The sequence below is a fragment of the Priestia megaterium NBRC 15308 = ATCC 14581 genome (assembly GCF_000832985.1).
Classification (GTDB): domain Bacteria; phylum Bacillota; class Bacilli; order Bacillales; family Bacillaceae_H; genus Priestia; species Priestia megaterium.
The window spans coordinates 5,315,994-5,330,227 of the sequence record NZ_CP009920.1 but is presented as its reverse complement, the minus strand read 5'-3'; the positions used below and the strand labels follow the sequence as shown (position 1 = coordinate 5,330,227).

Sequence of the window (14,234 nt, the reverse complement as noted above, 5' to 3'; positions counted from 1 at the left end):
AAAAGAGTATGGCTATCGAATTATGTTAAGAGCGTTGAGCTAAAAGGAGTGATTAAATGGTTGTCATTCGACAGGCGGTTGAAACTGATCGAGAGCGACTGGCTACGTTAATGCAAGAATATATAGTAAAATTCTGTGAGCAGCCTGCCCCTTCCCGGAAAGCTTTAACTTTACATATTAAGCGCTTATTGAATAATCCTTCCTATGGTATCCAGTTTGTTGCTGAATTGGAAGGGAAACTAGTAGGTTTTGCGACGGTGTACCTATCGTGGAGCACCTATTATTTTAAAGAAACAGCCATCTTAAAAGACTTGTACGTATCTCCTTTAAACAGAGGAAATAAAATTGGTGAACGTTTGTTTAAGATCTGCCTGGCCTATTCTCAAAAGTATGAGTTTGCAGGGATGACCGCTGAGTGCAGCAGTGAAAATAAAGTGGCTCAAAACCTTTATCAAAAAATGAACGGTAAAGAAAATGCAGGGGTTCAATACCGTTTTTTTTAAGAGAAGTGCAGCTTTTACTTTTAAGACTTCTACTAAATGGCAAAAATATGTTATAGTATGAAAAGTGAAATTGATGAAAATGTCGGTGGGCTATATGTTAGATGATGGTATCAATAGTAGGGGGAAGTTGGACTAGCTGTTTGAAAGGCGGCCATCCTATTTTTAGTATAGCCGCAAGGAAGGAGCAGGACCTTGAAAAAAAATCCAATCTTAAACGCGTGGAAAATAGTAACTGCGACGAGCGGTTTTTTACTTGCGCTGTTTATCTTTAAAGTCCGAAAAGGAAGATAATCATATAAAGAAAGCTCCTCGATTGAGGAGCTTTTTATTATTTAGTAATAGGAAACGTCAAGGGAGTCACTGTTGATAAAGAATCTCTGTAAGAATGATAAGTGAAATAATGATGTGTTGGACTATAAATAGTCATGTAAAGTAAATAATCATATTTCGTTTCCATATAGAAAAAAACGCCGTCTGCGTAGAGTGTATAGAAAGAGTACGAAATCCCGAGCAGCGTTTGCTTTTGTACACTTGTGCTTGGGTTTTCTTTAATCCATTCGTACAGTTCAAACACACTCACTCCTGGTGATGATTGCAGCGTGTGTACTTTGTCATATAACTTATCCGATACATCGGAAACCGACTGTTTTAATTGGTGAAATAAGTTGGACATTTGTTCTTTCATTGTGGTGAGCTCCTTTACGGGTAGTCAGCTATTAGCATGCTCAGGGAAATCCACACTTATGTATAGTTAGTGGATGGCTGATTTGAATTTGCCGCCCTGCGCTTCTTGGGTATCCATAATGGTTGTAAAGGCATGTGGATCTATTTCGGAAATAATGGTTTTAAGCTTGGTAATTTCCAAACGCGTCACAACTACGTATATGACTTCTTTTTCTGTACCTTCAAATCCGCCTTTACCATACAGTTTCGTCACGCCGCGGCCTAAACGATGTGTAATAGCGTCTGATAGCTCTTCATAGTGATTTGAAACTATAAAAGCTGCTTTTGTTTCATCAAGCCCTTGAATAATCGCATCGATTGTTTTAGAAGCAATATAGTACGTAAGGATCGAGTACATAGCCTGTTCCCACCCTAGCACAAACCCTGCCCAAGCGAAAATGAAGATATTTAAAAACATCACAAATTCGCCCACAGAAAACGGGATTTTTTTTGTTAATAAAATACCTAAAATCTCAGTTCCGTCTAACGCTCCACCGTGACGAATGACCGTTCCTACACCTGCTCCTAACAGCAGTCCGCCAAATACAGTAGCAAGAAGCGGTTCAGATGTTACAGCTGGAACATGGTGCAACTGAGATTCTACAATGGATAAAGCAACAACTGCAAACATAGATGAAAAGCAGAAGTTACGACCAATTTGTTTGTATCCACTATATAAAAAAGGGAGATTAAAGATGATGATAAGAAGACTGAACGGCAATTTCGTTAAGTACACTAAAATTAGAGAAATACCGATAATACCGCCATCAATTACAGAATTTGGGACTAAAAATAATTCGATAGAAACGGCAGCCAAGGAAGCCCCAATTAACATCATAATATAGCGATAAATGAGCCGACCTGCCTTTTCCTTTTTGTGCTGTTTCGTTGTCATAAAATCTTTCCTTTCAAAATACTGCCTATACGCAACTCTTACTAGTATAACTAAGTCTTGGGAACTCTATCCAATTATCTACTTTAAAAAAGACTAGCCAGAATAAACAAAATCCTGTTAAATTAAACGGTAGACATTTGCTGAAATAAAGGAGCTGTACATATGATAAACATTTATATTCCAGCGCTTCAAACAAGCGCTGGTGAAAAAGCGGCACGCTATATTGATACATTAACCAAACCGATAGGAAGCCTTGGAAGACTCGAAGAAATAGCAGTGGAATTAGCGGCCATGACCGGGGAAGTTTTTCCGACAGTCACGCCGCCAGGAGTCCTCGTTTTTGCAGGCGATCATGGAATTGTAAAAGAAGGAGTTTCAGCTTATCCGCAAGATGTAACGGCACAAATGGCGCTGAATTTTTTACAGGGAGGAGCAGCTATTAACGTGTTTAGTCAGCAAATAGATGCCCAGTTCAAACTGATTGACATCGGCATTGCTTCTGACCTTTCCCATAAAGACCTTGTACAACGCAAAGTGAAGCTGGGCACAGCAAGTTTTTATAAAGAAGACGCGATGACGCGCAGTGAGGCAGAACTGGCTGTTCAAGTCGGATATGAAGAAGCTGAAGAGCTTATTGCCCAAGGAATTAAATGTTTGATTTTAGGAGAAATGGGCATCGGAAATACTACGTCAAGCACGGCTATTTTAGCTGTATTGACAGGAGAAAAAGTCTCTAAGCTTGCAGGAATGGGCACAGGGATTTCTGACGAACAACTGCGCCACAAAGTGAACGTGATTGAAGAAGCGCTGCAAAACAGGCACATTAACCCTCAGGATCCAATTGATATTATTAGTAAAATAGGGGGTCTTGAAATTGCAGGGATGACAGGTGCTATGCTGGCGGCAGCTGCTCACCGTATTCCTATTTTAGTAGATGGTTTTATTTGTACAGTTGCAGCCCTTCTAGCAACAGAAATCAATACACAAGCAAGAGACTATATGTTTGCTAGTCACGAATCTGTTGAACAAGGTCATGCGTGTGCAATGAAGCTTCTTGGCAAGAAACCGCTCCTCAACCTCAATCTTCGTTTAGGTGAGGGAAGTGGAGCTGCTGTTACATTTCCACTGCTGCACTCAGCTTCACTGATGATTGCCAATATGGCCACATTTGAATCTGCGGGAGTGTCTGAGAAAGAATAAACCTAAAAAAGACATGGGAACAAAACCATGTCTTTTTTCTTTATTTTATAAAAAAATTTATATTTTTAACATCATAAACCAATAAATGCTAAAGCTAGCACCTGTTAAAATAAATGATCCAATAATTAACAATACCAGTGCAACGCGTCGTTTAATCGCTTGAATTTCTCTATCTTTTGGCAAACGTCCCATTGGTCTTCCTCCATTATGTAAATATTTCACGTATTTTCCTATTTTACTCCGCTTTAAAAAGAGAGAACATATGTCAAAGTTACTAAAAACCAAATTATTTTACAAAAAAATTGTATTCCCGTTACAGCAGGGCAAAGAATACGTATTTTTTCAGTTAGAAAAGGACTGCTCTAAAGGTTTACTTACATGGCAACAACCTTTATCATATAACTGACTATACTATGATGTTATCCAAAGTTGGAAGAAATCTCAATAAATGTGAGTGTTATAATTACATGATAAGAGTCAGAAAATTTTAAAAAAGAGTGTGAGTAAACAATGAACGGTATGTTGATTATTCGGAACGGTGCTCCTTTTTATGAAGGAGCTTCCGTGCCTATTCCAAAAGATAAAGCCTGTATTATCGGACGAAGCAGTGAAGAATGGGAGCCTTATCTGGCCTTTCAAAGTGCTTACATTTCACGCAAGCATTTTGAAGTAACGAACGAAAGCAATGCCTTTTTCATTACAGACTTGTTTAGTAAACACGGGACAAAAGTAAACGGAGAAGAGTTACAGCCTGGAACCCCTCGTTTATTGAAAGAGCAGGATGTCATTACCTTAGCAAATGAGGAGGCAACTTTAGTATTTAGAAATGATGATATGGATGCAACCCTTGATTTAGGACCTTTGCTAAAACAAATAAATAAGCCATTTTACACATTAGATCCAATTTTGCAGAAAGTAAAAGTAAAAGAGGAAACGTATATTCTGTCAGATAAAGAATACGCGTGCTTAGCTTATCTTCTAGAATACAACAATCAATTTGTTTCAAAAGAAGCATTAAAAAAAAGCGTTTGGCCTGAACGAGTAGAGTCAAATGGAGAAATTCTAGTAGCAGCAGAAGAGCTGAATGCGCTGATTTACCGGGTTCGCAAAAAAATAGGAACATATTTAGAAATCGAAGTGATTCGAGGAAAAGGATATTGGCTGCACTTTAACGAAAATGGACGTGAATAGAATCACGTCCATTTTTTAATCTCGTTTTACAGCATGTACACGTATATGTTTAGCTTCTGCTAGCCAAGATCCATTTTGAAATAGTTTGTCTTGCATTCGATTTTCTAAGCGCGTAATGAGGACATTTTTAGTTTCTGTCGTCACGTGAGCAAAAAGAGGGGCTGCATTTGTTTCCAGCCAATTACGCAAGCCATTTTCCCCTTTTAACAAAAAGGGACGGCTGTAGTGAATAGCCGTGGTGACTTGAAAATTCTGTGATTCCAAAAGAGAAGAATATTCAGCTACAGAAGGAAAGTACCATGGGAAATCTCCATCGTTATAAGGGATATCAAACGTTTTAAATTGACGGATGATTTCTGTAAAAATTTCATCCATGTTTCCCTTTCCCCAAAATTCTGCTACAAATCGGCCGTTTGGTTTTAAAGCATTGTAAATGTTTTTAATGACAAGGTGAGGGGGACGGATGTCGTGTAAAGTTGCATTTGAAAAAACTGCGTCAAATTGTTCGTAATAAGGAAGGTTAAGGGCATTTAACTGTTCAAAGGATAGAGTTGGGTACTGATGACGAGCTTGTTCAATCATATTTTCAGAGCAATCGATGCCCGTTGCAAGGACATGAAGCTTATGAAGCTGCGAAATAAATTCGCCAGTGCCGCAGCCAATATCTAAAATATGTTCGCCAGCTTGAGGAGAAAGAAGGTTCATAGCACTTCCTCCAAATGAAGAAACAAACGGAAGATGATACACTTGAGCAATTTTTTGTTGGTTAACAGTTTGACTCATGAAGTGATTCCTCCTTTGTAAAAGATGATGACTATCGTTTTATAAGAAGAAACAAGCTTTGAATAGTAGATATGAAGTTATTGATAGAATTATACCATATATCTTACTTATTATGCCGAAAACCGCAAAGAAAAAGCGCACCAAACTTCTAGCTTGGGCGCTTACAAGCACGAACTATTTTATAACCATTAACTTAACCAAACTGAACAAATAGAGGAAGATCCGTATGACCCATCTCACGTACGTAGACGTATAAATTTCCTTTATGATGAATTTCATGGTCAATGGCCATTTGTAAAAGTTGACTTCCAGGAAGCTTTCTTCCAAACGCTGCAGTGGCGTCAATTGTTTTGTTTAAATCATCTTCGCTAAGTGAACGTAATACGTCTACTGTTTTTTGGGTATATTCAGCTGCAAGGTCCGATAATGACTTACCCCTAAAATCAGCTTTTTGACCAAGTGGCGATAAATCACCGGATTTTACCACTGATGCAAATGCATAAAAGGATGTTAAAATATGCGTAGATAAGTCAAAAGCGGACATAGATGTCGGGGCAGGCTTGTATTCATAGTGACCTGCCTCAATTTTGTTGATTAATTCATTAGTTACATTTCGATGTGCTAAAAAGTGATGAGTAATTTGTTCAACTGTCATGATGAAAGGCTCCTTTATTATGTATTCGCTCCTGAGTATAGCATCTGGAGATCAGAAAGCGAAGAAAAAACTTTAACAAAAAGAAAAACAGCTGCATGTGAGCAGCTGCTTTTCTTTTTATTAGAAATTACGTTGTTTTAATTCTTCAAGTAATAACTCCATACCTTCGCGGCTTAAAGTTAATTTGCCATCTGCGATTGTTACGTTGTCAGAAGATACTTCGCCAGTAATCGCACAAGCACCGTTCGGCTCATATTTCTTTAAAATAATTCGATCTGTTTCGACAAAAATTTCAACAGGATCTTTTACATCTATTTCAAGAACACGTCTTAACTCTTTAGGAATTACGATACGACCTAAATCATCTACTTTTCTTACAATACCAGTCGATTTCATTTTTTAATCACCTTTACTTTTATATTTTATTGAGTGCGCAAAATATTATTTTTGGAATTTCTAAGATGATTATATACTAGATAACCGCTAAATTTGTCGAAGTTATTAATATGTAAATGAACTGTAATATTATTGAAATATTATCTGTAAATACAAATCCTCCTACAATATGGAATATGTAGGGCTCTTTGTATGATATAGGAGATGCAGGAATTAATTACATTTGACATACAATTTTTTTTATGTTTATACAGCAGCATGGAGGTAGAGTACATGTAAGCGTGAAAGCAAACAAGTTGAAAAAATGAAGAAAATATGATTAAATTTAAAAAGTGACTTGCTCAAAATAATTAAATCGTAATGATTACGTATTTCAAATAAAAATTATTAAAACGAAAGGATGACAAAGAGTTTGGCTAAAAAATCAAAAGTGGTAAAAGAACAAAAACGTCAAGAGATGGTAGCGAAGTATGCGCAATTACGCCAAGAGCTGAAGGAAAAAGGAGATTACGAAGCGTTAAAAAAATTGCCTAGAGATTCTTCACCAACGCGCTTAAATAATCGCTGCCGCGTTACCGGTCGTCCGCGAGGCTATCTTAGAAAATTTGAAATGTCACGCATCGCGTTTAGGGAATTGGCCTACAAAGGACAAATTCCAGGAGTCAAAAAAGCAAGCTGGTAGTATAAAAGCCCTCATTATGAGGGCTTTTATTATTTATTAGCTGCAAAATATCGAGCGATCCCTTGGTAAATACCTGTAGATATTTGCTGCTGATACGCGTTAGAAGAAACAATTTGCTCATCGTGAGCATTTGAAAAAGCCTAATTCAAGAAGTACAGCCCGCTGGTTATTTTCTCGAGTAACATAATAATCTCCAAAACGAACCCCCATATCCTTCATAGAAGGCGCGTTTTCAGCCATGCTTTCTTGAATGTATTTTGCTAATTCTTTATCTTTAGATTCACTGTAATAAAATGATGCGATGCCGTTTGCAGAAGATGAAGTAGACGCGTTATAGTGAATGCTGATAAATGCATCTGCATGCTTTGCTTCACTAACATTCACCCGTCCGCTCAGTGAAATAAAAGTATCGTTTGAACGCGTCATAAATACATTTGCTCCAGCATTAGCTAAGCGGCTTGCCACAAGTTTTGCTGTTGTTAACGCTAAATTTTTCTCAATCGATGACTTGCCTGACGTGCCAGGATCATATCCGCCGTGCCCAGCGTCTACTACAATAATTTTATCTTTTAAAGCAGCAGATGAGGAAGGCAAACTAGCTGAAGTTGTAGAATCAGCCGCAGCTGTTAACCCTTTTGATACCCATGCTGTTTGACTGGCAGAATACTGAATTTGCACCCAGTCATTCGTTTCGTTTACTTTTTTGAATCTTTCACCTGCTTTTGCTACACGGATAATTCCAGCACTTAAGCTCGGCTGAGTGCGTAAATTTGAAGCTTTTGTAATTTGAATCGACTGGGCTGTTTGTGAAGACTGTCCAGAACCTGTTTGTAAGTACTGACTTGCTACCCAGCCTGTTTTGCCGCTTGCTGTTTTAATCTGGGACCAGGATCCGCTTTCTTTTACCACCGTTACTTTCGAATTGCGCGGTAAGTTCGTCACAATGGACGCGCTTGTGCTCGCAGAAGAACGAACGTTTAATGAGCTGGCATTAACGACCGCTGACTTCGATGTTGTAGAGCCAGAATCGTTATCTGGCGCAGAAGAACCGGAGCTTGCTTGTAGGTACTGACTTGCCACCCAGCCCGTTTGACCGCTTGCCGTTTTAATCTGGGACCAAGACCCGCTTTCTTTTACCACCGTTACTTTTGCATTTCGCGGTAAGTTTGTCACGATGGATGCGCTTGTGCTTGCAGAAGAGCGAACGTTTAATGAGCTCGCATTAACGACCGCTGACTTCGATGTCGAATTTGCGGTAGACGTACTGTTTATTTGCGTTTTATTTATGTATTGAGATGAAATCCAAGCTTCTTTACCGTTATAGGTAATTTTAGCCCATCCTTTGCTTTCATCTACTATATCAACGGTGTTTCCCTTCGTTATTTTTCCAACGATAGCACCGCTTGTACTAGGCGTTGCACGTACATTTAACGATGTAGCAGTTACTTTGGCCGATTCAGCTGCATCTGCATCAATTGAATGCAAAAGCAATGAAGAGCTTAAAAGAACAGAAGAAACGGCTGTGTACATGACATGTTTTTTATTCATTTTTTCCTCCTTGCAAATTACAAATTTCAACATAAGGTTATTGGTATACAAATCATATATCGGCAAATAGTCCAAAATTTTGAGTTAAATCTACTATTATCTCATAATACCGATATTATCCATCATACTATATGTCGAAATTCAATTGTATAATGAATTTGAACTAGCTGCCATCCTTAAGGACAAATTTTACATTAATGTAAAATATAATTATATTAAAGGTGGAATTTAGCGATATTAAAGACCTTTAATCCTTTGTTCATCTACATTTTGAGGATATGTCTTCTACTAGTAAGAACGTAAAATAGTATAAAACAGCTGAGTGTGAATATGATAGAGGAGAGATAGAAAATAAAAGCTTATCTATCTTTTGGAGGAGGAAACATCCACAATTATGAAACATTTAGAATAAAAATAACAAAAATATATAAAATAATACAAAGCCTGTCTAGACGGGTGTAAAGCTCGTAGCATAAACTAAAAGTGAATAGTTAGAAAATTCTTTCTTTTTATTTTGAAACATGGTACAGTATAAAAAAGTGAAAGGGTGGAAACTGATATGCGAAAGATTGTTCAGTATGAAACAAAGTGGTCGCTTTTGTATCAAATGGAAAAAGAAGCGTTGCTTAATACACTAAAAGATTTTTCAGTAGACATCGAACATATTGGAAGCACGTCCGTTCCAGGATTGGCTGGTTCACCAATCGTTGATATTTTAATCGGAGTCAAACGCGAAGAAGATATAAATGAAGTGCGCGCTATATTAAAAAATAAATCTCACGTATATGTAGCGGAAAAAGAGATGTTTGTCTTATTAAAAGAAGGCGTTCCAGCTGCACACTACCCTCCAATTATGACAGCTAAAAATGCCCGTAAGCTCATTCCACATGATGCGAGAAGAAGTCATGTGTACGTAACGGTCAGTGAATCACCTTACTGGAACGAACGAATTAATTTCAGGGAGCAGTTACGCTCGAACGAACGTGCTAGAAAAAAATATGAAGGTATGAAATACGAGCTTTCAAAACGACTGTGGAACGATATTTCTACCTATGAGTACAAAAAAGAGGAATTCATTCAGCGCAGTCTATAAAAAACGTCATTTCAATTGAAATGACGTTTTTTTTAATTAATTATCTTGTAAAACAATGGTCTCAAGCTTGTCAGCAGTATTTACTGCGAGAACCGTATAGTTTTTACCACTTTGAAGATTTGTTCCAGGAAGATTTAGTATTTCTTTTCCATCTGCCGTGGAAACAGATAGATCATACGAACCCGGATTTACTACTTGATAACCTGAAATGCTTTTAAAAGACAGATCTTTAAATAAAGGAGCAGCACCTTTAGGACCTACGTTTACCGCAGGAGCATCAGGAGATAAATGAGCAACACGTAAGCTTGCTTTTCCATCCATTCCTTGCTTATTATTCGTGAAAGCCTGTAGTTCAAGGTTTTCTGCTTTATTTACAGCGGCCACTGTATACGATTTTCCACCGTCTACAACAAGGGTAGCTTCGATGATGGAATCTTTTGTTCCTTTTGTCTTCGCTTCGTATACTTCTACTTTATGAGAACCGGCTGCCAAAGGCAAAGAGTTGGCGACATCTTTAAACTTTGCTCCTTCTACTAAAGCTTTGTCATCCACAAAAATGTCTACAGCCGGAGCATCCGGTGAAGCATGAACGATGCGAACTTCTGCATTTTGAGCTGTTCGCTCATCTGCAGCAGGAGGTGTTTCAGCGGCAAATACTAACATGCGGCTAAGTGCCAAGAAGGCAATCACTGCTACCATTACGAATAGTCGTTTCATCAAGTATCACTCCTTTTTTAGTATACACAGCTTTATGTAAAGAGAAGGACTGTGCAGTTGTTAGCGTATACTAAATAAAATCAACTATTCGTTTGTTTGTTAACTTTTGATGTGTTTACTGAGATTTCTGACGAAAAAATCGAAGAATAGCCAAAATATTGTACAGAGCTGTTAAGAGCCATGTCAGTAAAAAGCCTAGGCCAAGCCCAATATTGGCATCTATATACGTATGGGTGAAGTTATCATATACGACGTAGGAAAGAGGAGCAATCGACAGTAAAAATAGAAGAAAAAACAAAAGCGTTTTCCATTTGTTTGAAGTGAAGGTTAAACAAAAGAAAAGGAAAGCAGCGAACAATAGAAGACCGTCTCGAATAGCCCAAGGTAAAACGCCGATATGTGGATTAGCGAGAAGAAAAGTCGGAACAATTGAAAGGAGGAAAAGGAGAGAAAGTAAAGTCACGTGAAGAGTGTGCTTTTTTGTAAAAGCCGGCACCAATAAAAACGCTGCGGTTGCGCTTAAAAGAAAATTACAAATTAAAATAAACTCCATATCAACACCTCATTTATTGAGTATTACTTTTAGTCTATTCAGCACGCTGTTAAAGTAGATAAAAAAGCTGCGATGTTCATCGCAGCTTTTGGTTATTCGAATTTAAATCCTTGTTTTTCAAGCATCGCTCGAACTTCTGGATAATAAATGGTTTTATAAATAGCTGATACAGTTTGTGACCAGTTGCGGTCATCAGCACCGTTTGTTCTCTTTTTCATATACTCTGCCATTTCAGCATCATAGTCTTGAATCAATGACTTTAAGTCGTGATTATAGCTTTCACGATGGTGCACAGCAGCTTGTGGCAATCGAGGCTTTTTCGCAGAATGATCTGCCGGATGTCCAACCACAAGACCACTTACTGGGAATACGTATTCCGGTAAATCGAGCAGTTCAATGACTTCTAGTGGTTTTCTGCGAATTCCTCCGATTGGGACTGTACCTAAACCGAGTGATTCTGCTGCAACTGTTGCGGCTTCTAAAGAAATTCCAGCATCAGTTGCCCCGACTAAAATTGATTCAAGCCCATCGGTTACGCCAAGGGGGGCATCGTTAAGTTCAGCTGCAATCTTAGCACGATTAAAATCTGCACAAAAGATTAAAAATAGAGGAGCTTGGTCGATCCACGCTTGGTTGCCGGCAAGCTCTGAAAGTTTTTTCTTCTTTTCTTTATCTTGGACGCTAATAATAGTCACTTGCTGTCCATTAATAGAAGAAGCGGCTGACTGAGCAGATTGAATAATCGTATCTAAATGCTCGTCACTTACTGCTTCGTCTGTATACTGACGGATAGAACGATGATCTTGAATTGTACGAATTGCTTCATTCATGATGCGTCATCCTTTCAAAGAAGTTATGATTAACCTTGTAATGTTTTTACATCTAAAGGTGCTACAAGTACGCCAGTTTGAGCAAATGCTACAAAACTTTGGAAGTGAGCTGATTTATTGTGTGCTTGAATTGCTTCTTCGCTTTTCCACTCTTCAATCATCATAAATGTGTTAGGTGTAAAAGCATCTTCAAATAGTTGATAGTTGCTGTTTCCTTCTTCTTGTAAAGAATGCTTAATTAGTTCTTTTACGTTTTCTAAAAATTCTTCTCTTTTTGCTGGGTTAACTTTCATTGAAGCTTGTAAATGAATCATGGGTGATTCCTCCTTTAATAATGATGGTGCTTTATATTATTTGTTTTGTTTTTAATCTTTCATTCAATTTATGATTAAAATGAAGATAAGTTCGAATATCATCGAACAATGAAACTATAACACCGATTAAATAACAGTGCAAGGAATTTAGTTCGAAAGTTATCGAACATTGATACACAAAAGAAGCTGTGTTATATTTTAAGCATGAGAAAACCTTATCAACCACCGAAATCTGAAATTAAATTAACGCCTATTTTACACGCGTTGAGTGATCCTAACCGGCTGCGAATTGTACAGTGTTTAGCGACAAGAAAGGAGCAGACCTGTTCGTATTATCAAAAATTAAATGTATCAAAATCAACGCTATCACATCATATTAAAGTACTTCGCGAAGCTGGAATTATCAAACTACGTATAGAAGGTACGCAGCACTATTATTCCTTGCGTTTAGAAGAACTTGAGGAATTGTTCCCAGGTCTGCTTCCTTCCATTATAAATATAGATGAGCAGTTATTTTAAAAGCTGAACAATGTTTTGTTCAGCTTTTTTGTTCAAAATAAATGTGTCCATGCAGGCTGCATCCAGGATTAAAAGAAGAACGACAGTGAGGGCAAGTCGAGTTACAGGTTAAATATTCATGAATTGATAGCTCATGTTTACATACTCCGCAAAGAATAGCTTTTTCATTAAACATAGCTTTTGGCCACTTTTTAATATCATGATCAGCATATCCATTATGACATTGATAGCATGGATAATATGTATTACAGCAATAAAATTTTATTGCAATAATATCTTTATCCGTATGATAGTGCGTACAGCGCGTTTCGGAATCCACCGTATCACCTTTTACTATAGGTGCAGATTTGTTCATTATCATCACTCCCTATGAAAAGTATAGCATGCTTTTATACGCCTTATCATACATATGTAAAAAGAAAAATGCTATAATAAAACCATCGTTTTACATGTCAGATTGCATGCTAAAAAGATCAGATAAAAATTGATGTCAAAACAGATCGATTAAGTGAAGTAAAGAGAGGAAGAAAAAATGAGTAAGCAAGTTATCGTTTTTACCGGAGGCGGAACAGCTGGACACGTAACACCAAACATTGCCATTATGAAAGAATTAGACAGTGAAAAATGGGATATCCATTATGTCGGTTCTCACAATGGTATTGAGAAAGAATTAATTACAAAATTAAACGTTCCATATCATGCGATTTCAAGCGGGAAGCTGCGTCGATACGTAGATATGGAAAATGTAAAAGATGTATTTCGAGTAGCAAAAGGAGTTGGCGATGCACGTCGCGTGCTGAAAAAGTTAAAGCCTTCTCTTGTGTTTTCAAAAGGCGGTTTTGTCACAGTTCCTGTTGTAATGGCTGCTAAATCGCTAAACATTCCCGTGTTCATTCATGAAAGTGATTTAACACCGGGACTGGCAAATAAAATTGCGCAGAAATTTGCCACTAAAATTTTCACTTCTTTTGATGAAGCGGCAAACTATTTTCCAAAAGAAAAAGTGCAGGTTGTTGGTTCACCTATTCGAAAAGAATTATTTAGCGGAAGCGCAGCGAACGGGGAAAGCTGGCTTCGCTTTTATGATAAGCGCCCAATTTTAACCATTATGGGCGGAAGTTTAGGAGCACGTCGCATCAATGAAATTGTTCGAGAGTCCTTGCCTGAACTGCAAAAGAAATTTCAAATTGTACACCTGTGCGGAAAAGGCAATGTTGATACAAGCCTTGAAAAAGAGTCGGGCTACCGTCAGTTAGAATATGTAAATGAACAGCTTCCAGATGTTCTAGCGGCCACTGATTATGTGATTACACGCGGCGGATCAAATGCTATCTTTGAGTTTTTAGCCCTTCATAAACCGATGATGATTATTCCTTTGTCAAAAGCACAAAGCCGGGGAGATCAAATTTTAAATGCACAGTCCTTTAAGAAAAAAGGCTACTGTATGGTTGTGGAAGAAGAACAGTTAACAAAAGAAGTGTTTTTGCGTGAAGTAAATGAGCTTCAGCAGCAGGCAAGTACGATGAAGCGTACAATGCGTGAAGCAACAAAAACGGATGCCATTTCAATTCTTGTAAATGAAATTGAGAAAATGAACTAAAAAAAGCGTTCTTATCGAGGAGATAAGAACGC

19 protein-coding genes are annotated in these 14,234 nt (G+C 37.8%); 7 read left to right on the top strand and 12 right to left on the bottom strand.

The genetic code is table 11. The features are described from left to right. Nucleotides 1-56: 56 nt before the first annotated feature. Nucleotides 57-503, top strand: coding sequence for a GNAT family N-acetyltransferase (locus tag BG04_RS27370; RefSeq protein WP_013083824.1), 447 nt, complete (start codon nt 57-59; stop codon nt 501-503). A 328-nt stretch (nt 504-831) separates the two neighbouring features. Here BG04_RS27370 and BG04_RS27365 read toward each other — a convergent pair whose 3' ends face one another. Then, nucleotides 832-1,188: a hypothetical protein gene (locus tag BG04_RS27365; RefSeq protein WP_034650771.1), complete on the bottom strand. Its 357-nt coding sequence runs from the start codon at nt 1,186-1,188 to the stop codon at nt 832-834. A gap of 66 nt (nt 1,189-1,254) precedes the next feature. Next, on the bottom strand, nt 1,255-2,121 hold the full coding sequence (locus tag BG04_RS27360; protein WP_013083822.1) for a YitT family protein: 867 nt from the start codon (nt 2,119-2,121) through the stop codon (nt 1,255-1,257). A gap of 162 nt (nt 2,122-2,283) precedes the next feature. On the opposite strand from BG04_RS27360, the gene cobT reads away from it, so the two are divergent. Further along, a complete protein-coding gene (gene cobT, locus BG04_RS27355; protein ID WP_034650774.1) occupies nt 2,284-3,321 on the top strand; it encodes a nicotinate-nucleotide--dimethylbenzimidazole phosphoribosyltransferase in 1,038 nt (345 codons plus the stop codon). 57 nt (nt 3,322-3,378) lie between these two features. Here the strand turns inward: cobT and BG04_RS30685 are convergent, their stop codons facing one another. Next, nucleotides 3,379-3,543 (bottom strand): hypothetical protein, encoded by a 165-nt coding sequence (locus tag BG04_RS30685; RefSeq protein ID WP_155727968.1) that lies wholly within the window; start codon nt 3,541-3,543, stop codon nt 3,379-3,381. A 288-nt stretch (nt 3,544-3,831) separates the two neighbouring features. Between BG04_RS30685 and BG04_RS27350 the strand changes: the two genes are divergently transcribed. After that, entirely contained in the window at nt 3,832-4,512 is a 681-nt protein-coding gene (locus BG04_RS27350; RefSeq protein WP_034650776.1) for an FHA domain-containing protein, read from the top strand. Between the two features lie 15 nt (nt 4,513-4,527). On the opposite strand, the gene BG04_RS27345 is transcribed toward BG04_RS27350, so the two are convergent. From BG04_RS27345 to BG04_RS27335, 3 genes are all read right to left on the bottom strand, one after another. Further along, nucleotides 4,528-5,295 carry a class I SAM-dependent methyltransferase gene (locus BG04_RS27345; protein WP_016764736.1) on the bottom strand — a complete coding sequence of 256 codons (768 nt, stop codon included), beginning with the start codon at nt 5,293-5,295 and terminating at the stop codon, nt 4,528-4,530. A 193-nt stretch (nt 5,296-5,488) separates the two neighbouring features. Beyond that, nucleotides 5,489-5,950, bottom strand: a complete 462-nt coding sequence (locus tag BG04_RS27340; RefSeq protein ID WP_034650778.1) for a DinB family protein — start codon at nt 5,948-5,950, stop codon at nt 5,489-5,491. 120 nt (nt 5,951-6,070) lie between these two features. Next, nucleotides 6,071-6,346 (bottom strand): AbrB/MazE/SpoVT family DNA-binding domain-containing protein, encoded by a 276-nt coding sequence (locus BG04_RS27335; protein ID WP_013057736.1) that lies wholly within the window; start codon nt 6,344-6,346, stop codon nt 6,071-6,073. 412 nt (nt 6,347-6,758) lie between these two features. On the opposite strand from BG04_RS27335, the gene rpsN reads away from it, so the two are divergent. Further along, nucleotides 6,759-7,028, top strand: coding sequence for a 30S ribosomal protein S14 (gene rpsN / locus BG04_RS27330; protein WP_013083817.1), 270 nt, complete (start codon nt 6,759-6,761; stop codon nt 7,026-7,028). A 117-nt stretch (nt 7,029-7,145) separates the two neighbouring features. Here rpsN and BG04_RS27325 read toward each other — a convergent pair whose 3' ends face one another. Next, entirely contained in the window at nt 7,146-8,576 is a 1,431-nt protein-coding gene (locus tag BG04_RS27325) for an N-acetylmuramoyl-L-alanine amidase family protein (protein ID WP_230586535.1), read from the bottom strand. Nucleotides 8,577-9,135: 559 nt separating this feature from the next. On the opposite strand from BG04_RS27325, the gene BG04_RS27320 reads away from it, so the two are divergent. Then, nucleotides 9,136-9,669: a GrpB family protein gene (locus BG04_RS27320; RefSeq protein WP_013083815.1), complete on the top strand. Its 534-nt coding sequence runs from the start codon at nt 9,136-9,138 to the stop codon at nt 9,667-9,669. A gap of 36 nt (nt 9,670-9,705) precedes the next feature. On the opposite strand, the gene BG04_RS27315 is transcribed toward BG04_RS27320, so the two are convergent. From BG04_RS27315 to BG04_RS27300, 4 genes are all read right to left on the bottom strand, one after another. Then, complete coding sequence (locus BG04_RS27315; protein ID WP_013083814.1) at nt 9,706-10,386, bottom strand: DUF4397 domain-containing protein; 681 nt, start codon at nt 10,384-10,386, stop codon at nt 9,706-9,708. A 115-nt stretch (nt 10,387-10,501) separates the two neighbouring features. Beyond that, nucleotides 10,502-10,939, bottom strand: a complete 438-nt coding sequence (locus BG04_RS27310; RefSeq protein WP_034650781.1) for a hypothetical protein — start codon at nt 10,937-10,939, stop codon at nt 10,502-10,504. A gap of 92 nt (nt 10,940-11,031) precedes the next feature. Next, nucleotides 11,032-11,769 carry an oxygen-insensitive NADPH nitroreductase gene (nfsA, locus tag BG04_RS27305; protein WP_016764733.1) on the bottom strand — a complete coding sequence of 246 codons (738 nt, stop codon included), beginning with the start codon at nt 11,767-11,769 and terminating at the stop codon, nt 11,032-11,034. 29 nt (nt 11,770-11,798) lie between these two features. After that, nucleotides 11,799-12,083: a putative quinol monooxygenase gene (locus BG04_RS27300; RefSeq protein ID WP_016764732.1), complete on the bottom strand. Its 285-nt coding sequence runs from the start codon at nt 12,081-12,083 to the stop codon at nt 11,799-11,801. 204 nt (nt 12,084-12,287) lie between these two features. On the opposite strand from BG04_RS27300, the gene BG04_RS27295 reads away from it, so the two are divergent. Beyond that, nucleotides 12,288-12,602, top strand: a complete 315-nt coding sequence (locus BG04_RS27295; protein WP_013083811.1) for an ArsR/SmtB family transcription factor — start codon at nt 12,288-12,290, stop codon at nt 12,600-12,602. 19 nt (nt 12,603-12,621) lie between these two features. Here BG04_RS27295 and BG04_RS27290 read toward each other — a convergent pair whose 3' ends face one another. After that, nucleotides 12,622-12,957 (bottom strand): CHY zinc finger protein, encoded by a 336-nt coding sequence (locus BG04_RS27290; protein WP_016764731.1) that lies wholly within the window; start codon nt 12,955-12,957, stop codon nt 12,622-12,624. Nucleotides 12,958-13,134: 177 nt separating this feature from the next. Between BG04_RS27290 and BG04_RS27285 the strand changes: the two genes are divergently transcribed. Further along, nucleotides 13,135-14,202: an undecaprenyldiphospho-muramoylpentapeptide beta-N-acetylglucosaminyltransferase gene (locus tag BG04_RS27285; protein WP_016764730.1), complete on the top strand. Its 1,068-nt coding sequence runs from the start codon at nt 13,135-13,137 to the stop codon at nt 14,200-14,202. Nucleotides 14,203-14,234 lie beyond the last annotated feature (32 nt).